14 protein-coding genes are annotated in these 19745 nt (G+C 34.2%); 11 read left to right on the top strand and 3 right to left on the bottom strand.

What is annotated here, in order from left to right:
* Positions 1 to 125: 125 nt before the first annotated feature.
* Together ACQKCJ_RS22365 and ACQKCJ_RS22360 are read right to left on the bottom strand one after the other, a co-directional pair.
* Positions 126 to 1823 (bottom strand): ribonucleoside-diphosphate reductase subunit alpha, encoded by a 1698-nt coding sequence (locus ACQKCJ_RS22365; protein ID WP_271338472.1) that lies wholly within the window; start codon positions 1821 to 1823, stop codon positions 126 to 128.
* A 17-nt stretch (positions 1824 to 1840) separates the two neighbouring features.
* The gene (locus ACQKCJ_RS22360; protein WP_271338471.1) at positions 1841 to 2815 is read right to left on the bottom strand and encodes a ribonucleotide-diphosphate reductase subunit beta; all 975 of its coding nucleotides are present in this window, start codon (positions 2813 to 2815) and stop codon (positions 1841 to 1843) included.
* A gap of 599 nt (positions 2816 to 3414) precedes the next feature.
* Between ACQKCJ_RS22360 and ACQKCJ_RS22355 the strand changes: the two genes are divergently transcribed.
* From ACQKCJ_RS22355 to ACQKCJ_RS22305, 11 genes are all read left to right on the top strand, one after another.
* Positions 3415 to 3969 (top strand): N-acetyltransferase family protein, encoded by a 555-nt coding sequence (locus tag ACQKCJ_RS22355; protein ID WP_427402951.1) that lies wholly within the window; start codon positions 3415 to 3417, stop codon positions 3967 to 3969.
* A 535-nt stretch (positions 3970 to 4504) separates the two neighbouring features.
* Positions 4505 to 6067, top strand: coding sequence for a histidine kinase (locus ACQKCJ_RS22350; RefSeq protein WP_427402950.1), 1563 nt, complete (start codon positions 4505 to 4507; stop codon positions 6065 to 6067).
* 105 nt (positions 6068 to 6172) lie between these two features.
* The gene (locus ACQKCJ_RS22345) at positions 6173 to 8773 is read left to right on the top strand and encodes a zinc-dependent metalloprotease (RefSeq protein WP_271338468.1); all 2601 of its coding nucleotides are present in this window, start codon (positions 6173 to 6175) and stop codon (positions 8771 to 8773) included.
* A gap of 25 nt (positions 8774 to 8798) precedes the next feature.
* Positions 8799 to 12143, top strand: a complete 3345-nt coding sequence (locus tag ACQKCJ_RS22340; protein ID WP_271338467.1) for a SusC/RagA family TonB-linked outer membrane protein — start codon at positions 8799 to 8801, stop codon at positions 12141 to 12143.
* An 11-nt stretch (positions 12144 to 12154) separates the two neighbouring features.
* Positions 12155 to 13474, top strand: a complete 1320-nt coding sequence (locus tag ACQKCJ_RS22335; protein ID WP_271338466.1) for a RagB/SusD family nutrient uptake outer membrane protein — start codon at positions 12155 to 12157, stop codon at positions 13472 to 13474.
* Between the two features lie 59 nt (positions 13475 to 13533).
* Complete coding sequence (locus ACQKCJ_RS22330; protein ID WP_427402949.1) at positions 13534 to 14292, top strand: LytR/AlgR family response regulator transcription factor; 759 nt, start codon at positions 13534 to 13536, stop codon at positions 14290 to 14292.
* Between the two features lie 413 nt (positions 14293 to 14705).
* Positions 14706 to 16382, top strand: a complete 1677-nt coding sequence (kaiC, locus tag ACQKCJ_RS22325; RefSeq protein WP_271338464.1) for a circadian clock protein KaiC — start codon at positions 14706 to 14708, stop codon at positions 16380 to 16382.
* Position 16383: 1 nt separating this feature from the next.
* Positions 16384 to 16680, top strand: coding sequence for a circadian clock KaiB family protein (locus tag ACQKCJ_RS22320; protein WP_072953993.1), 297 nt, complete (start codon positions 16384 to 16386; stop codon positions 16678 to 16680).
* A gap of 4 nt (positions 16681 to 16684) precedes the next feature.
* Entirely contained in the window at positions 16685 to 16984 is a 300-nt protein-coding gene (locus tag ACQKCJ_RS22315) for a circadian clock KaiB family protein (protein WP_271338463.1), read from the top strand.
* A 1-nt stretch (position 16985) separates the two neighbouring features.
* Positions 16986 to 18242 carry a sensor histidine kinase gene (locus tag ACQKCJ_RS22310; RefSeq protein WP_271338462.1) on the top strand — a complete coding sequence of 419 codons (1257 nt, stop codon included), beginning with the start codon at positions 16986 to 16988 and terminating at the stop codon, positions 18240 to 18242.
* 2 nt (positions 18243 to 18244) lie between these two features.
* On the top strand, positions 18245 to 18646 hold the full coding sequence (locus ACQKCJ_RS22305; protein WP_271338461.1) for a response regulator: 402 nt from the start codon (positions 18245 to 18247) through the stop codon (positions 18644 to 18646).
* A gap of 82 nt (positions 18647 to 18728) precedes the next feature.
* On the opposite strand, the gene ACQKCJ_RS22300 is transcribed toward ACQKCJ_RS22305, so the two are convergent.
* Positions 18729 to 19742: a zinc-binding alcohol dehydrogenase family protein gene (locus tag ACQKCJ_RS22300; RefSeq protein ID WP_427402948.1), complete on the bottom strand. Its 1014-nt coding sequence runs from the start codon at positions 19740 to 19742 to the stop codon at positions 18729 to 18731.
* Between the last annotated feature and the right edge of the window lie 3 nt (positions 19743 to 19745).

Genomic DNA, 19745 nt, shown 5'->3' with positions numbered 1-19745 from the left:
ACACCCTTGCATTCAGCTAACACTTCCCACTGTAAAGGCGTGTTCGGGACTTACACCCTAGAGTTATCGCCCATGCTGGGCACACAACAAAAAAAACAGGCTATCCAAAAGACAGCCTGTTTATATTATGACTCACAACTGCTACAAGTAACAAGACTTGTAACAAGCTCTTTAGATACACTTTGACTACGTTGGTAATACAAACTTTTGATTCCTAATTGCCATGCTTCGATCAATAAACGGTTTACTTCTTTGATTGGCAAATCCGATGGGATATTTAAGTTGATACTTTGTCCCTGATCGACATATTTCTGACGGATTGATGCTTGCTGTACAATCTCTAACTGACTGATTTCCTTAAATGTTTTAAAGACATCTTTCTCATTTTGGCTCAATTGGCTCATGTGCTGAACGCTGCCGCCATTAAGCATAATTTCTCTCCAAACCTCTTCATTATCAAGACCTTTTTCTTCTAATAATGTTTTAAGGTATTTGTTTTTACGCATAAAATTACCTTTGCTCAAACCAGCTTTATAATAATTACTGCTAAAAGGTTCGATTCCCGGCGAAGTTTGTCCCAGAATAGCCGATGATGATGTCGTTGGCGCAATTGCCATTGTTGTCGTGTTACGTCTTCCGTATCCTTTTAGCAATTCTGGTTCTCCATATATTCTTGCCAGATCCTGAGTTGCTTTATCAGCTTTGTCACTAATATGTTTGAATATTTCTGTCGTTTTCATTTTGGCTTCAAGTCCTTCAAACGGAATCATATTTTTTTGCAGATACGAATGCCATCCTAAAACCCCAAGTCCAAGTGCGCGGTGTCTTTTTGCAAAACGATTCGCTGCTGCCAGATAATAGTTTCCTTCTGTTTTTTCTATGAATTCCTGCAAAACGGCATCCAGGAAAAAGATCGCCAGTTTTACTGCTTCAGTATCTTTCCATTCCTCATAAAGTTCCAGGTTCATTGACGAAAGACAACAAATAAATGATTCATCAAGGCTTGACGGCAACATGATTTCGCTACAAAGATTACTTGCATTAATGCGCAGGTTTTTGTCTTTATAAACTTGTGGTTTGTTTTTATTTACGTTGTCACTAAAAAAGATATAAGGCAATCCTTTTTGCTGACGGCTTTCTAATACTTTTGCCCAAATTTGTCTTTTATCTGCATCGCCATCAATCATTTCCTGCATCCAGTAATCAGGTACACAAATTCCGGTAAACAAATTCTGAATTGGGTTTCCGATGCTTTTTATCTTCAAAAATTCTTCGATATCCGGATGATCTACATCTAGATATGCTGCAAAAGCACCACGACGAACACCACCTTGAGAAATCGTATCCATTGTAGTATCAAAAAGTTTCATGAAACTCACTGCTCCACTACTCTTTCCGTTATCAGTTACGGCACTTCCTCTTTCGCGTAATTCGCCAAAATATCCTGAAGTTCCGCCACCAATTTTGGTTTGCATGATTACTTCACCCAATTTATGTGTAATCCCTTCGATTTCGTCAGGAACGTGAACATTAAAACAAGAAATTGGCAAACCACGTTCTGTTCCCATATTTGCCCAAACAGGCGAACTAATACTCATCCAACCACGTTCGATCATTTCAACAAAAGACTCTTTTAACTCGGGTTTGTACAATCTTTTTGCTGCAGCGGTACAAATTCTGTCAATTGCCCCCTCTACAGTTTCACCTTTTAAAAGATAGCCACGATTTAAAATTTGCTCACTTTCAGAGTTTTTCCACCACATTTTATTGTCTGCTTCGCTTAACGGAGCACTATTTCCTGAAATTGTATCTATTGTATTCATAATTGTAATTTGCTTTTTTAGAAAAGGTCGTTTGCGGTAATACTTTTGTCATGTTTTGTATATTCTACAGGTCTTTTCGCAAAGAAATCATCAAGACTATTTGCAAAAACTTCTTCTTCGAACCACGCCATCGCTTTATAATCATCGGCTGGAACATTGAATATTGTTTCGATGCCAATTTGGGTCAGACTTTCATCTAATCTAAATTTCATGAAATTCACTAAATCTTCTTTTTTGATACTTTCGATTTCACCTTCTTCAAATATCCAGTCTAATATATCTGCTTCTACACCAATCGAATCCTTAACTGTTTCTCTTATAAGCACTAAAGTTTCCTCATCTAAATAATCCGGAAATTCTTCTTTGATTTTATTGATGATATAAATGCCACCATTTGCATGAATCTGTTCGTCGATAGAAGTCCACGCAATAATGTTGCTTACATTTTTCATATATCCTTTGAATCTCGTAAACGACAATAAAATCGCAAACTGACTAAAAAGTGATACATTCTCGATCAGAATACTGAACAATATCAGCGAAACCACATATTTTTTATTGTCCTGAGACTTGGTATCTTTTAAAACATTCGATAAATAATCGACACGTTTGCGGATTACCGGAATCTCCATCAGTTTTTCGAATTCATTATTATATCCTAAAACTTCTAAAAGACGAGAATATGCCTCAGAATGCCTGAATTCACATTCAGCAAAAGTACTTCCTAAACCGTTAAACTCCGGTTTTGGGAAATGCTCATAAATATTCCCCCAAAAACTTTTTACAGCTACTTCTATCTGTGCAATTGCCAGTAAACTGTTTTTGATTGCTGTTTTTTCAGCCAGATTTAAATGGGAATGAAAATCCTGTGTATCTGCAGTAAAATCGACTTCGCTATGAACCCAATATGCTTTATTTATGGCATCAGTAAATTGTAGGACCTCTGGATATTCAAAAGGTTTATAATTGATTCTTTTATCGAAAATAGACATATATATAAGTATTAAATTGGTGACGTAACCAGAATAAAATGATTTGTTTATTTGGGGGTTAAACGTCATTTCTCTAATTACAAAATTAACCCACAGTTCGTCTTTTGACCTAATTTTGATGTTAAAAAACCACTCAATTATCAACAGGTCAGAAGCAACGAAAAGTGACAGGAAATTTAGTTTTATCAACAGGATTATACTATTTCATAACCCTCGAAACATCAGCTATTTATACAGAATCTAAATAAAGTTATCAACATAAAAATGCGCTCGCAAACTACCCTCCCAAAAAACAGTTATCAACAATCATATTCATAAAAGTAATATTTATAATACAAAAATGTTCGTTTGCAAAAAATAACGAAGCCCTATTTTACAATTTCGAAACTTAAAATATTTTACTCTTTATAACGTACTTTTAAAGTTTATAAAACCAATAACTAACTGAATTAAAATAGATTAACTTATAAAAATAAAATTAATTCTATTTTAATATTTTATTAAAAAACTAAAAAACTGAACTATTTACAGCATTATCTCAATCAAAAGGACTAATATTTAAAAGTTACCGTAATTTTGTACTCTTAAAAAGAAAAGTCATGATCATTAGAAAAGCAACTATAGAAGATTCAGAAAGTATTGCAGCACATTTGCTGTTGGCCATAGAAGAAATTATCTATAAATTCATCGCAGAAAAAGATCCTAAAACAGCCTACTATTTCCTGCTTCATTTTGTCGAATCAGAAAACAATCAATACTCTTATGAGAATTGTTTTGTGGCCGAAGAAAACAATGAAATTATTGGGGCAGTTTCTGTTTATGACGGAGGCAAATTGCAGGAACTTAGAAAACCAATTGTTGATTATGTCCGCCTGAATTTTAATCCTGATTTTAGTCCTGAAAACGAAACCCAAAGCGGCGAATATTATATTGATTCATTAGGTGTAAATCCAAATCATCAGGGAAAAGGAATTGGATCTAAAATACTGCAGTTTTTGATTGAAGAATATGTAACCAAAAATAAACAGACTTTGGGTTTATTGGTTGAAGAAGGAAATCCGGGTGCGAAGAAATTGTATCTTAAATTAGGTTTTAAACCGGTTGGAGTAAAAACTTTAGTGGGGAAAACTCTGGAGCATTTACAGATTTCCTGATTTGTTTCAAGTTTAAAGTTTCAGGTTTGAAATGAGCATAGAATTTCTGTGTCATTTTACCGCAAAGAGCGCAAAGGTTTTAATTAGCAAAGTTTTATAAAAACACAAAGTTCGCAAAGCTTTGTATTGAACCAACTTTGCGAACTTTGTGTTTTTTAAACGTACTGTAAAATAAAAATCTTAGCGCTCTTTGCGGTAAAAATCAACACAACTATAAATCGCAAAGATTTACTAAAAGTCCGCAAAGTTTAAATTCAAAGCTTTGCGAACTTTGCGTTTTTATAAACGTACCTAAAATAAAAAAAATTGTGCTCTTTGCGGTTAAATCTACACAAGCCAAACCTGAAACCTGAAACAATTTAAAACCAAATTTTCTCCTTAACAAGATTTTTACTAATCGACTGCATGAAAATTGTGTTAAGATTTCATAACTAAAAGTGTATCAGGCAAAAAGTTTTATATTTGCACACGAAAAAAAATTATTACCCTATTACAATAAGGACTTAAATACTCCTTATTTTTTTTTATTACACTTTTGAAATTTACATTAAAAAATACCTTTTCCGGCAGGAACTTCTTCATTTTAGGAATCATTTTTATTATCCTTACACTGCTTTCGGTTTATATTTTGAGTGGTTTAATGACTCAAATTACCGAAAAATCGAATGCAGAAAGCTCGCAACGAAGTTTTGTAAAAAAACAGGAAGTTATCGCGCAGGAATTATCACGCTTTTTAGAAACTAAAAATGAACTAAAACGTATTGTAGACATTAGTAATGCTAAAAACTTATCTAATAACTTAAAAGTTTTAAGTAACATTCATGCTAATGATAGTCTGGTTAGAAATAACTGGTTTGGAATTAATGATCAGCAAATAGAATTTAGTACTTCTAAAATCAGTCCTGAACTTGAAAATTCTATAAAAAATTTTGCTGCTAAAAACAAGGACCTTACACAATCTAATACTATTGTTGAGGATCAGGAAAACTTTTTTTGGCGTATTTACTATAAATATATCGCAGCAAATGGTACTGTGGTGCGATACGGATATGATATAGATTTGCAAAGTCTTCAATCTTACTTTTCGACTATTGACCAAAAGGCACCCAATTATGCTTTTGTATTTGATAAAAAAGGAACTATATTATATCATCCTGAAATAAAATTATTAAAAAAGAACATTTTTAATATTACCAATATAGCGCCACAGGATACTACTTTTGCCAAAAAAGAAGGTTTTAGCAAAAGAATCGCTCCATCAGAATTTTTATTATTAGATATTGTACGATATACTAAACGACTGAACGTAAAGGGAACGCATTGGTATATAGCGGTAAATTTTCCAAGAGAAATTTCGAATGAAGATGTAAACGAGGTAAAAAAATATGCTTCTTTAATTTACATCATTACAACTGCAATTCTAATTGTGTTCTTTTATCTATTTACCATTTTTACGCGTAGAACCTTCCAGGAGAAAGAAGTGCTTGCTGAGGAAAAAAACAAGCTGCTTTTAGAAAACGAAAAGATCAATAAAGAAAAAGCATTGATCCAGCTGCATCATTTAAAAGAGCAAATTAATCCGCATTTTCTATTCAATTCATTGAATTCTCTTTATATGCTAATTGAAAGCAATACGGGAGTTGCACGAAAGTTTACTTTAAATCTTTCTAAAATTTACAGATACCTTATTAATCCTCCGGTTAACAATATTGTTACGGTTCAGGAAGAATTACTTTTTATAGAAAAATATATATTTCTGCAGCAAACCCGTTTTACAGAAGAATTTGTCTTTACTGTTACTATTCAAGACGAAAACTTCTTGGCAAAAAAGGTTCCTTATTTAGCATTTCAGATTGCTGTAGAAAATGCCATAAAACACAATATTGCTTCAGATGAAACTCCGTTAAGGATAACAATTGACATTAACGAAAACGTTGTAATTATTACTAATAATTTAAACGAAAAGCAAAACTTCGAGAAAGAATCTAAATTTGGTCACAAATACTTAGAAAGTATCTATAAATACTACTCGACAAACGGTTTTAAGGCCTTTAAAAAAGACGGCGATTTTACTTGCATTTTACCTTTAATCGGATAAAAAAAAACATTCACTCCCAAAAAAAAGCCACTCACTCTATTTTGCTTTTTTTAACGTAATCCATGCAATATTTTTAGCCAAAAATTAACCTAAACTTAACTTTCGATGAGAGAAAAGGCATTGTTGAGAAATCTAAAAAGTATCGCTTTAATAGTAATGATATTAAGTACTAGTACTGTAGTTTCTCAAAAAAAGAACAAAAAGAGCAAAGAAGACAAAACAGAACAAGTTAAAGATTCATTAAAAAATCCTAAAACGAAAAAATATGCTGATCTGATCAAGCAGGGAACTTTCAAAAAAGGATTATTCAATACCATTCAGGTAAAAACAGATCTTTATCTGGAGATTAATGACTCCCTTTTTCAAAGAGAATTTTTAGTCGTTAATAAAATTTCAAATGTTCCTTTACCGGTTAATGATGCAGGTTTAAATAAAGGAATGAATTATGAGAATAAGATCATCACTTTTCATAAAGATCTTGTTGCTAAAAAAGTTTGGGTAAAATCATCTGTACCAAAAGTTTCATCGCCTGTTGGAGATGCTATTACAACTTCTGTAAATAGTAATTTCTCAGAATCTATTATCGAAGTTTTTGATATTGAGACAAAAAATAGTGATTCTACTTCTGTAGTAATCAAAGCCAATAAAGTTTTTGACGGAAAGCAAAAAAGTTTCAATGATGTTTTGAGTAATATTAGCTTTGGCGGATCTGTAAAATCTGAACTTTCGTATATAGAAAGTGTGAAGACATTTCCTAAAAACATCGTCGTTAAATCGCAACTGACAACTTCTGTAGCCGAAGGCGGTCCTGCCCTTTCCGTTACAATTGGTGTTACTTCTAATATTATTTTATTAGACAAAGTACCAATGAAACCGCGTTTTGCAGACAAACGTATAGGTTATTTTTCTGAAGAGCATTGGTATTTTAGCGACAGCCAACATGCTGTGCTGGAAAAAGAACTGATCACGCGCTGGAGATTGGAACCTAAAAAAGAAGATATTGAAAAATATAAAAAAGGTGAATTAGTAGAACCTAAAAAACCTATCGTTTATTATATCGATCCATCGACACCTAAACAATGGCGTCCTTATATTATAGAAGGTGTTCGTGATTGGGAGGTTGCTTTTGAAAGAGCAGGATTTAAAAATGCCGTGATCGCAAAAGAACCTACTGCCGAAGATACTGATTTTGATATCGATGATGTTCGCTACTCCGTAATTACGTATGTGGCATCGCAAAAATCGAACGCTATGGGACCTGCGGTTGTTGACCCAAGAAGTGGTGAAATTATTGAATCTGATATTATCTGGTGGCACAATGTTATGACATCGTTACACAGCTGGATGCGTATTCAGACAGGTGCAATTGACCCAAAAGCAAGAGGAAACAAATTTAGTGACGAACATATGGGAGAAGCAATTCGTTTTGTATCGTCTCACGAAGTAGGTCACACTTTTGGTCTAAAACACAATATGGGAGCTTCATTTGCTTATCCGGTAGAATCACTGCGATCTCCATCTTTTACAGCAAAAATGGGCGGAACAGCTCCGTCAATCATGGATTATGCCCGTTACAATTATATTGCGCAGCCAGAAGATCATGTAGAAGCAATTACGCCAAAAATTGGTGAGTATGATAAATATGCTATCGAATGGGGTTACAGATGGTATGCTGAGCCAACTGAAGAGCATAATGCTTTGAACGCATTGATTGCAAAACACAAGGATGATCCTGTTTATTTCTACGGAGAACAACAAGATGGGAATGCTACTATCGATCCGCGTTCTCAATCTGAGGATTTGGGTGATGATGCCATGAAAGCGAGTGAATACGGACTTAAAAACTTAAAAAGAGTTGTTGCCAAAATCCTGGAATGGACGTATGACAAGGACGAATCTTATTATGAAACGGGTAAACTATATATTGGTGCAATTGGCCAATGGAATCTGTACAACTATCATGTATTAACGAATGTTGGAGGTATTTATCTGAATACAACAGTTCACGGTGATAACAAACCAAGTTATGTTGCAGTTCCTGCAGCAATCCAGAAAAGAGCCGTTTCTTATTTATTAAACAATAGTATTAAACTTCCGGAATGGTTGTTTTTCAATCCAATTTTGGATAAAACAAATCCGCTGAAGGATTCTCCTCTTGGGCCTTACGAATACACGCCGTATACTCTTGCAAGAGAATTACAATACGGAGTTTTATATAATTTATTGAGCGATGATCGTTTATTGAGAATTACAGAAAACGAATTGTTTCAACGTAATGAAGCTAAAGAAAATGTGTTCACGGTAACACAATTATTCAAAACAATTCACCAAAGCATCTTTGCTCCTACTATCCAAAATAAATCGCTTAACATTATGGAGCGTATGACTCAGAAAAATTATGTCGATGTACTGATTGTTTCTACCAATAAACTTTTTGAGAAAACAGATGCAAAGAAAATCACTCAATTAGAAGAGACTTTAAGTATGCCACATTTATGCGATTATTTAGATGAATCAAAAATGGCACGTAACATCAATCAGTCTTCTCTAAAAAGGGTTTCTGAAGTTACCTCTGATAAAAAAGGAGAATTGAATCAAATTTTACAATTATTGAAAACAAAGAGAAATATTGGAAATCAGGAAACCAAAAACCATTATTTCGATTTGATTCAACGTATTGAAAAGGCTTTAAACAACACACTATAAATTAACACAATCCAAAAACAACCCAATGAAGAATTTATTTTACATGCTGAGTTTCCTACTTACCCTATCCGGGTTTGCGCAGGAAAGGACTATTAAAGGAAGGGTACTTGATGCCAAAGACGGACTGCCGATACCGGGAGTTACTATTTCTGTAGAAAACAGTTCCGTATCAAACAACACAGAACAAAAAGGAATTATTACAAGTGCAAGCTTAGGTACCGTAAGTGATTTTGACGGGGCATTTGAGCTTAAAATCAACAGTAACATCAAGAGTTTAAGAGTAACCTATATGGGATACCAACCTTATACAATTGATATTACAGACAAAAACCAATACAATATTTCTTTAAAATCAGATGTTAGCGAACTAAAAGAAATCGTAGTAACGGGTTACCAAAAAATCGAAAAAAGAAAACTGACATCAGCTGTTGCAAAAGTTGAAATGGCAGATATCAAACAAGCGGGTGTGGCGAGTTTAGATCAAATGTTAATTGGTCAGGTTGCTGGTGTTGCCGTAACACAACAAACGGGAGCTCCGGGAACAATCTCAAAAATCAGAATTCGTGGTACTGCATCACTTTCTGGTGCTCAGGATCCGTTATGGGTTTTAGATGGTTTGCCTCTTGAAGGAAATGATGTTCCTCAAAATTACGACAAAGATAATATCGATGTTTTAAACAATTTTTCTATTGCAGGCTTAAATCCTGAAGATATTAAAGATATTACCATACTAAAAGATGCTGCTGCAACTGCCATTTATGGGGCAAGAGCTGCAAACGGGGTTATTGTGGTAACAACAAAAAAAGGAAAGAAAGGAAGTATGAAAGTAGATTTGAATGTGAATACTTTCGTAACTCAAAAACCTGATTTTTCTAAATTAAACCTTATGGATGCTTCTCAAAAAGTAGATTTTGAACTTTCACTGGCTTCAAGAGAAGATTTGACTTACAGAGACGGTAATGGAGAAATTTCCCGTATTCTTAATCAGGCTAATGAATTAGGAGCCTATAGATCGGGAGGTTTTTCGTCTCTAAGTCCAACAACGCAAAACTCTATTAATGCTTTAAGAAACAACAATACCAACTGGGGTGATTTATTGTATAGAAGTGCGATCAACAAACAATATACATTAAGTTTATCCGGTGGTGGAGAAAAATCAGATTACTATTTCTCTTTAGGTGCTTACAATGAAGAAGGTGCTACGATAGGAACTGGTTTTGACCGATACAACCTTACCTTAAAAAACAATTTTGATGTAACGGATAAATTGCATGTTGGCGTTGGAATTTTTGGTACCCAAAGCAAGAAATCATCTTACATTACAGATTCAGACACTTTTACAAATCCTGCTAATTACTCCAGAAACGTAAACCCATATCTAACTCCGTTAAAAGCTGACGGAAGTTATAATTATGATAAAGATATGACTGGATATGGAAATGGAAGTGTGTATATTCCTTTTAATTACTTAGAAGAAAGAGAAAATACCAACTATGAATTAACTACAAGATCTATAAAAGCATTACTTGATGTTGATTACAATATTACGAAAGGCTTAAAAGCAAGTACGCAAATTGGTTTACAGTTTGATAACAATGCTTCTGAAAAATATGCCGGTAAAGACACTTATTTTACAAGAAAAGAAAGAGAAAAATCAAGTGTATTTGTAAACGGAGCTGATACTTATTTCCTTCCTGTTGGCGGAATTATTCAAAATTCAAACACAGACTTTTTTCAGTACAACTGGAAAACGATGGTAAACTACAGCACTACTCTTGGCGGAAAACATGAGATAGAAGTTATGGTGGGTAATGAATTAAGAAAAAACAAAAGTACTGCTATCAATACAAAAGGTTTTGGTTTCGATCCTAAAACATTGACTACAACACAAATCATTTTCCCAAATGCAAATTATGCCAATAATGCAAACTGGAGAACTTATTTGAAAAATGAAAATGAAAATGCATTTGCATCCTTTTTTGCAACAGCATCCTATACCTATGACAGAAAATATACTTTCTTTGGAAGTGTTCGTTACGACGGTTCAGATTTATTTGGTGTAGACCCTAAATACAAATACTTGCCATTATGGGCTGTTTCCGGTTCATGGGCAGTATCTGAAGAAAATTTCTTAAAAGGCAGTGAAGTAATTTCTAATTTAAGATTACGTGCATCTTACGGTTTACAAGGAAATATTGACAAAAATACTTCTCCGTATGTAGTTGGAATCAACAATACAACAGTTATTTTACCGGGACAATCAGAACCTGTTATTACTATAACTTCTCCTCCAAATGATAAATTAAGATGGGAAAAGACAGCGAATACCAACTTTGGGATGGATCTTGGTTTATTCAACAATCGTATTAGCATTGTAACTGATGTTTACGGAAGAAAAAGTACCGATTTAATTGGTTTACAATCGCTTCCTGTTGAAAACGGATTTGAGTTTACAAACGCTAACTGGGCGCAGGTAACCAATAAAGGATACGAGATTTCTTTGTCTACACGAAACATTGATCGTCCGAACTTTAAGTGGAATAGTACAATTAATTTTGCTCATAATAAAAGCAATGTCGATCGTATCCAAACAAGATCTAACACTTATTTACCATCAAGACAAGGATTACCTGTTAATGCAGTATTTGCATTAAAAACTGCAGGAATTGATGAAAACGGTTACCCTCTATTTGTAAATAAAAAAGGAGAAACTGTAAACACACAAACCCTTTTTGGTCTTTTTGACCCTTATGCAGATTTCTTCCCGGGAGTTTTATCTCAGTCGAAACTTACAGATGAAGAAACAAGAGATTTGTTTAGTTATGTAGGAGATGCAGATCCTAAATTTACCGGTGGTTTTATCAATACTTTCAAAATTCATAATTTTGATCTTACTATTGCCACTACTTTCAATCTTAAGCAAACTGTTGTAGAAAAACCTAATTTTAATGGTACAGCTTTAGATCGTGGTCAAAACTATACTACAGATGTTCTTAATGCCTGGTCGCCTACTAATACAGGTTCAAATATACCCGGAATCAACGGTGAAACTTCAGGAACAGGAGATTCCTGGATGGCTTACCAATGGTTTTCTCCAGGAGGAGCGCCACTTAATGTTTACAATTATTTAGATACCTGGGTTCATGAAATGAGCTATATGCGTTTGAGCAGTGTTCGTTTGGGATATTCATTGCCTAAAAAAGCAACAAAAACGTTGTATATGGATAACGTTAGATTTAGTATCGAAGGTAGAAACTTATTCGTAATCAGCTCTGATTACAAAGGTTACTTTGACCCTGAAACGTACGGAAATATCTATGCACAACCAATCCCAAGATCAATATCTTTAGGATGTAACCTAACTTTTTAATCTGATTTAAAATGAAAAATATATTAAAATACGTATTCTTTGCCGGCGTAGCCATTACTACTGTAAGCTGTGATCATTATCTTGATGTTGAGCCTGTAGGTAAAGTAATTCCGGAAACCTTAACTGATTACAGAGCAGTAATCACAACCGGCTATTCTATAACTGCTATTCATAAAGCATTATCTGCTATCAGGGCAGACGAATTAATTTTAGATGAATTTAATGATAATGCCACTTTCTACAGAGACCATTATATCTGGAAAGATGCCAATCCTGATAAAACTACAAACAGTTTTCCTTATGCGGCTTTGTACAACAGAATTTTCTATACGAATGTGATCATCAATGATGCGAGCGTAAAATTAGCGCCTTCTGCAGAGAAAGATCAGCTAATTGGAGAAGCATATGCACTAAGAGCCTTAACTTATTTTGACTTACTGAACATCTTCAGTAAACCTTTTAATGCTGCAACAGCTGCAACAGACAGAGGTGTTCCGTTGGCTCTAAAAATAGATTTAGAACAAGCTTATATTCCTCAAAGTGTCGCTGTTATTTACGATCAGATTTTATCTGATAATGAAGAGGCCCGAAAATTATTGAATTTAGACACTCAGACAGCAGGTATAAACTACCGTTTTTCTAAGGCTGCATTATATGCTATGGAATCTCGTATTTTTCTTTACAGAAAAGAATGGGCCAAAGCCATTGAAGCTGCAGATAAAGCAATGACTTATAAAAGTGCTTTAATCAACCTGAACACTACAGCTGCTTTACCGAACCTTTACAACGGACCGGAATCTATATTAGCGCTGGAGGATCCTTTTATCAATCTTTTAAAAGGTACGTCATATGCTTCGCCAACCTTAACAGGTGCTTATGATAAAACAAACGACTTACGTTTTGCTTTGTATTATCAGGCAAGCGGAAGCAGGTTCAGGTTTAGAAAAGGTGGTGATATTGCTCAAAAATGCACTTTTAGAACATCAGAATTATACTTGACAAAAGCAGAAGCATCGGCACAATTAAACGATCTTCCAACGGCAAGAACAACTGTAATCGCTTTTATCAAAAACAGATATACTGCTACCGCTTTTAACGCATTAAGTACATCGATTGCTGCCATGACACAAACTCAGATTCTTGATTTTATAGCTCAGGAAAGACAACGTGAGTTTGCTGTAGAAGGTCACCGCTGGTTTGATTTGCGAAGAACTACTCAAAAACAAATCATACATACATTTGCCGGTCAAAATTATACACTAATAGAAAATGATCCGCGTTATACGCTTCCATTTCCTCTGGATGCCCGTTTAAATAATCCTGAATTGTAATAAAATTAGCTCCGTTTTTAACGGAGCTTTTTTTTTAACTTTACAGAAAATTAAACGTAATGAAAATAGTTATTATTGAAGACGAACATTTGGCTTCAAGCTATCTCAAATCCATTTTAGAACAGCAAAGTATCATTTCGATCAGCGAAATAACGGTAGTAAAATCTGTAAAAGATGCCGTTGCTTTTTTTAAAGTAAATACTGTTGATCTTGCCTTTATGGATATTCATTTAGGAGATGGCAAAAGTCTTGACATTTTTGAGCAGGCACCTGTTTCATGTCCCGTTATTTTTATTACCGCTTATGACTCTTATGCCGTAAAAGTGTTCAAACATTTTACTATAGATTATCTTCTAAAACCTTACGAAGAAGACGAATTACACGAAGCTTTACTCAAATACAAAAACATCAAAGAAACGTTTAACACCAATTTAATTGTTGAATCTTTGGTCGAAATTGAAAATCAAAGCACAGTCCAGCATCACTTTTTGGTGAATCACAGAGATAAGCTAATTTCTATAAACGATACCTCTATTTCCTATTTTTACGCCACGGGCAAACATATGTTTATCTACACCAATTCCGGCAGTAGTTATTTGTACAATAGCAATCTCAAGGATCTTATTGGTAAACTTAATCCTGTAATTTTCTTTAAAATAAATCGAAAATACATCATCAATCGCCATCATATTCAGGAAATTATCAAACATTCCAGCCAGAAAATAGAAATCCTTTTAAATGTTGCCGTTCCTGATACAGAACCAATTATTCTAAGCAAAAAAGAAATCAACAATTTCAAGAACTGGCTGGACTCTTAATACTTTGCGCTTCCTTTTATTTAAAATACATAGAAAAAAAGCTACAGATAAAAAACCGCAGTAATCTCTTTATCATTCGTTAAAGCAGCAACCTGATTTTTGCCTTTTCTCAAGAAAGCAAACTTTATACAGACTTTGTTTATTTATCTGCGTAATCTTCTCATTCTGACAAAGAAAGAAACCTCCAAAAGATTATTTGCAATACAAAAATGAGCACTTAAAAATATTGGTCATAAAATACAATAAAATATTTTTTCTACAATTTTACTATTATTTTACATTATTCCCATGTTTTACCGTAAAGCGTTTTTGATATGTTTGAATTATTACTAAACAGCTGTTAAATCTTTAATAAATATTAATTGTTAATATTCTAGGAAAACGTATATTTGAGTCAATAGAATTTAAATATCGTGCAAGAACAAACAAAATCACATAGTTTTATATTTCCCAAAACTCCTACAGGAGTTGACGGCCTTGATGAGATTACTGATGGTGGATTCCCTCAAGGGCGACCAACTTTAATCTGCGGTGGTGCCGGCTGCGGAAAAACATTGTTATCCATGCAATTCCTTATTAAAGGTATTACAGAATATAACGAACCCGGAGTTTTCATGTCTTTTGAAGAACCTTCGGATGATCTTACTTTAAATGTAAAATCACTTGGTTTCGATCTGGAGCAGCTCAAAGCTGATAAAAAGCTCGTAGTCGATCATGTCAGGGTTGAAAGATCTGAGATTGAAGAAGCCGGCGAATATGATCTTGATGGTTTGTTCATCAGGTTGGGACATGCCATAGATTCAATAAAAGCGAAACGTGTTGTACTTGATACCATAGAATCACTTTTTGCAGGACTCGACAATCAGGCGATTCTCAGGGCAGAATTACGCAGATTATTTCATTGGCTCAAAACCAAAGGTGTAACAGCGATTATTACAGGAGAACGCGGCGAAGCTACTTTAACACGTCAGGGATTAGAAGAATATGTTTCTGATTGTGTCATTGTGCTGGATCATCGTGTAATCGAGCAGGTTTCTACAAGAAGACTTCGTATTGTAAAATACAGAGGATCAACACATGGTACAAACGAATATCCGTTTCTTATTGATGAAGACGGTATTTCGGTACTTCCTATTACTTCTTTAAAACTAAACAACGAAGTTTCTTCAGATATTGTTCCTACGGGATTATCGGGATTAAATGAAATGTTTGAGGGTGGAGGTTTTTATCGCGGAAGCAATATATTGGTTTCAGGAACGGCTGGTACGGCTAAAACAACTTTGGCATGTTATTTTGCCAGTCAACAATGCGAGAACAACGAAAAAACAATCTATTTTGCTTTTGAGGAATCGCCACAACAATTGGTTCGTAATATGAAATCAATAGGTGTCGACCTTCAAAAACATATTGATAATGGTAATTTGCTAATTCATTCATCACGACCTTCTTTAAATGGTCTTGAACTGCATTTGCTTACACTTAGAAAATTTATTAAGGAATTTAAACCTACTACGATTATTATAGATCCTATTAGTAATTTAATTTCTGTAGGAAGCGAACATGAAGTACGCTCAATGCTGGTAAGGCTTATAGACATGCTGAAAGCGAATAATATTACAGCACTTTTTACCTCGTTAAACAAACAAACGGATAATTTCAGGCCTGATCTTGCCGAAGAGTCTGTGTCATCATTAGTAGATACCTGGATTACCGTACGGGATATGGAGGGAATTGGCGAAAGAAACCGCGGGATTTTTATTGTAAAATCCAGAGGAATGGGACATTCTAACCAGGTAAGGGAATTTGTTATTACAAACAACGGTATAGAATTGCTTGATGTAGAATTAGGACCACAAGGAATACTTACGGGTGCCGCCAGAAAATCTCATCAGTTCAAGAAAACAATCTCGGATATTAAACTTCAAAATGAGATTAATAGAAAAGACAGAGAAATTGAGCGTAAACGCCGTGTTCTGGAAGCCAATATTGAGGCACTCAAAAATGAATTTGAATCTGCCGAAGAAGAGTTAAGTATCCTTAAAGCAACAGAAGAATTGCAGGAAAAACTAACTTCTAAAAAAACAAAATAAAATGAAAAAAGAAGTTGTAGCAGAGTGGCAATTAAGACTTTATATAGCGGGTCAAACCCCCAAGTCTATTACTGCGCTTGAAAATATAAAAAAATACGCCGAGGAACATCTGAAAGGGATTTACAGCATTGAAATTGTCGATTTGCTAAAAAATCCTCAATTGGCAGAAGGCGATCAGATATTTGCTGTACCTACATTGGTGAGAAAATTTCCTGAACCTATTCGCAAAATTATTGGCGATCTTTCTAATGAAGAAAGAGTACTTGTGGGGCTTAATATCAAACCCTTAAACTCTTAAAAAAATGGATATTTCATCTGATGAAACAAGTACAACCAAACATAAGTTTATGCTTTTTGTTTCGGGTATGTCTGTAAAATCAGGGCATGCAATCGAAAATCTACGCAAGATATGCGATAAATATCTCGAAAATAACTACGAACTAGAAATTATTGATATCAGTCGCGATAGCGAACAGGCCGTAATTCATCAAATTGTAGCAATCCCTACATTGATCAAAGTAAATCCTGCACCAAGAAGAATTATCTTAGGTGATCTGTCAGACAAAGAAAAGGTATTGAGAATATTAAATATAAGAGAATAATTTGCAGGACAACAATACAAATATCGAATTCTTATTAGCCGAAATAGCATCATTAAAGGAAAAACTTTATGAATCTAATAGTATTGTCAATGCTATAAAAGACGGGGATGTCGATGCATTAGTAGTAAATAATAACGGAGTTCCGCAGCTGTACTCACTAGAAACTGCTGACTATACTTTTAGACTTCTCATTGAGAAATTCAGACAAGGTGCCTTGAGTATTTCAAGAAATGGGCTCATACTCTATTGCAATGATTATTTTTCTAAACTAGTAGGGATTCCATCCGAGAAAATAATTGGTAACTATCTCTACGAATACTTTAATAATGCAGAACATTTTGTTCCTGTCATTGAAGCGCTAAAATATGGAGTTGCTACACATGAGATTCTTTTTAATACTGAGGATGAAAACAAAACTTTTCCCGCCTATATTTCCCTCACAGACCTTGAACCTGCCGTTCAGGGAATAGGTATCATCATTACGGACCTTACAGAGAAGAAAAAACATGAAGACGCCTTAATAAAACATCAAAAAGATCTCGAGGAAAAAATCAACGAATTAAACAAAACGAATGCTAATCTCGAAGAATTTATTCATGTGATATCGCACGATCTGAAAGAACCATTAAGAAAAATCGTAATGTACAATGGCAGAATAGATGCTGCTCATCTTTCAGAGGCAGATAATAAGTCAATGAATGTCATGAAAGTATCTGCATTGCGGCTCAACTCACTTGTTGATGATTTGGTAAAATATTCATCTCATACCGCACAGGAAGAACGTACCGAAGTCAATTTAGTTGAAATAATCTCTGAAGTAACCGATGATTTGGAAATTATAATTAATGACAAAAAAGCCAGGATACAAATTGGTCAATTGCCTACAATATATGCCTCTAAAGTACAAATGCGTCAACTTTTTTCTAATCTTATTTCAAATGCCATAAAATATAGCAAAACAGATTTTTCTCCACTTATTCAGATTTCCCAAATCGACAATGCTGAATCTAAAATTCCAAACCAAACAGAGCAATTCATAAAAATTCAGATAAAAGACAATGGTATTGGAATGGAAACAACCCATCTTATCAAAATTTTTACTATATTTCAGAGATTGCACGCCAAAAATGAATATTCCGGAAACGGAATTGGTCTTGCAATTTGCAAAAAAATCATGGAAAATCATTCAGGAAATATTACTGTTGAAAGTAAACCGAATGAAGGCACCATCTTTAACCTTTTTTTCCCACTCTCATAAAAATGCAAAACTTAAACAATTTACATATTCTTATTGCCGAAGACGACAGTGATGATGCAGACATTATTTTTGAAGCTTTTACTAAAAATACTAATTTCGAAAAAGTAAACCTTGTCACCAATGGTGAAGAACTTTTGAATTACTTAAAAAATTCTTCAAACAAAATTCCGGACGTCATCCTGACTGATATCAACATGCCTATCGTAGATGGTATCGAAGCACTACAGGAAATCCTGAATACTACTGAACTAAAAAAAATACCCTGCTTTGTTTATTCAACAAGCATCAATCCTGTCTATAAAGAAAAATGTGATTTGCTTGGTATAAAAGCATACCTCATTAAACCATATTCGATAGAAGGTTTTGATGAAATTCCTAAAAGTATCCTTTCATTGATTGAATAAATATAAAAGAAAAAAAATAGCTTCCTGATAAAAAATCAAGAAGCTATTTTACATTACAGAACAGCTTAATACACTATATTATTTAATATTTAATCGCAATTTTTCCAATTGTTTTACCCGATTCCAATAATTTGTGTGCTTTCTTGAAATTATCCGCTGTTAGTCCCGTAAGAGTTTCATTAAGCGTTGATTTTATAGTTCCATTATCCAGCAGATCAGCTATTTTATTCAGGATATTGTGTTGTTCCTGCATATCTTCCGTTTCAAACATAGAACGATTGTACATTAACTCCCATGAAAATGAGACACTTTTGTTTTTTAATTTATTCAGGGCAACAGGATCATTACTTCCTGTAATCGAAGCGATATGACCTTGCGGCTTAATCAACTCGACCATGATATCCCAATATGAATTAGTATCTACAAAATCTAAAATAAAATCTACATATTGAAATCCCGCTTCGTGAACCGAAGCTATTAAATCTTTATGGTTTACCACAAAATCAGCACCTTGTTCTTTGCACCATGCAATAGTTTCCGGTCTTGATGCCGTTGCAATAACCGTTAAACCAGCAATTTTTTTAGCCAGTTGAATCGCAATCGAACCTACTCCGCCGGCACCACCTATTATTAAAATAGATTTTCCCTTATCTTTCTCAGGATTTATTCTAATACGGTCAAACAATATTTCCCACGCTGTTACACCAGTCAAAGGCATAACAACAGCTTCTTCAATGCTCAGTGATTTTGGTTTTCTACCCACAATTCGTTCATCAATAATCTGATATTCGGCATTGCTTCCTTGTCTCGTTATATCACCCGCATAAAATACTTCATCGCCAATATTAAATAAAGAAACTTTTTCTCCAATTGCTTCCACAATACCAACAGCATCCCAACCAATAATTTTAGGCGTTTCTAATACCGTATCTTTTGCACTATTCTGGCGTATTTTAAAATCAACCGGATTCACGGATACAGCACTAATTTTTACTAATAAATCTCGTGCTCCCGGAATTGGTTTTGGAGTTTCAAATTCTATAAAACTCTCTTTTTCAGTTATGGGTAATGATGTTTTAAATCCTATAGCTTTCATCTT

It is taken from the genome of Flavobacterium sp. NPDC079362 (assembly GCF_050267765.1).
In the GTDB taxonomy this organism is placed as follows: Bacteria; Bacteroidota; Bacteroidia; order Flavobacteriales; family Flavobacteriaceae; genus Flavobacterium; species Flavobacterium azizsancarii.
Note: the sequence above shows the minus strand (reverse complement) of the source record. Positions and strands in the feature narration are given on the sequence as shown.

Bases quoted from the DNA above. Each gene is read 5' to 3' on its own strand.
- ACQKCJ_RS22365 (WP_271338472.1), bottom strand. From the start codon at position 1,823: ATGAATACAATAGATACAATTTCAGGAAATAGTGCTCCGTTAAGCGAA.
- ACQKCJ_RS22360 (WP_271338471.1), bottom strand. From the start codon at position 2,815: ATGTCTATTTTCGATAAAAGAATCAATTATAAACCTTTTGAATATCCA.
- ACQKCJ_RS22355 (WP_427402951.1), top strand. From the start codon at position 3,415: ATGATCATTAGAAAAGCAACTATAGAAGATTCAGAAAGTATTGCAGCA.
- ACQKCJ_RS22345 (WP_271338468.1), top strand. From the start codon at position 6,173: ATGAGAGAAAAGGCATTGTTGAGAAATCTAAAAAGTATCGCTTTAATA.
- ACQKCJ_RS22340 (WP_271338467.1), top strand. From the start codon at position 8,799: ATGAAGAATTTATTTTACATGCTGAGTTTCCTACTTACCCTATCCGGG.
- ACQKCJ_RS22335 (WP_271338466.1), top strand. From the start codon at position 12,155: ATGAAAAATATATTAAAATACGTATTCTTTGCCGGCGTAGCCATTACT.
- ACQKCJ_RS22330 (WP_427402949.1), top strand. From the start codon at position 13,534: ATGAAAATAGTTATTATTGAAGACGAACATTTGGCTTCAAGCTATCTC.
- ACQKCJ_RS22320 (WP_072953993.1), top strand. From the start codon at position 16,384: ATGAAAAAAGAAGTTGTAGCAGAGTGGCAATTAAGACTTTATATAGCG.
- ACQKCJ_RS22315 (WP_271338463.1), top strand. From the start codon at position 16,685: ATGGATATTTCATCTGATGAAACAAGTACAACCAAACATAAGTTTATG.
- ACQKCJ_RS22305 (WP_271338461.1), top strand. From the start codon at position 18,245: ATGCAAAACTTAAACAATTTACATATTCTTATTGCCGAAGACGACAGT.
- ACQKCJ_RS22300 (WP_427402948.1), bottom strand. From the start codon at position 19,742: ATGAAAGCTATAGGATTTAAAACATCATTACCCATAACTGAAAAAGAG.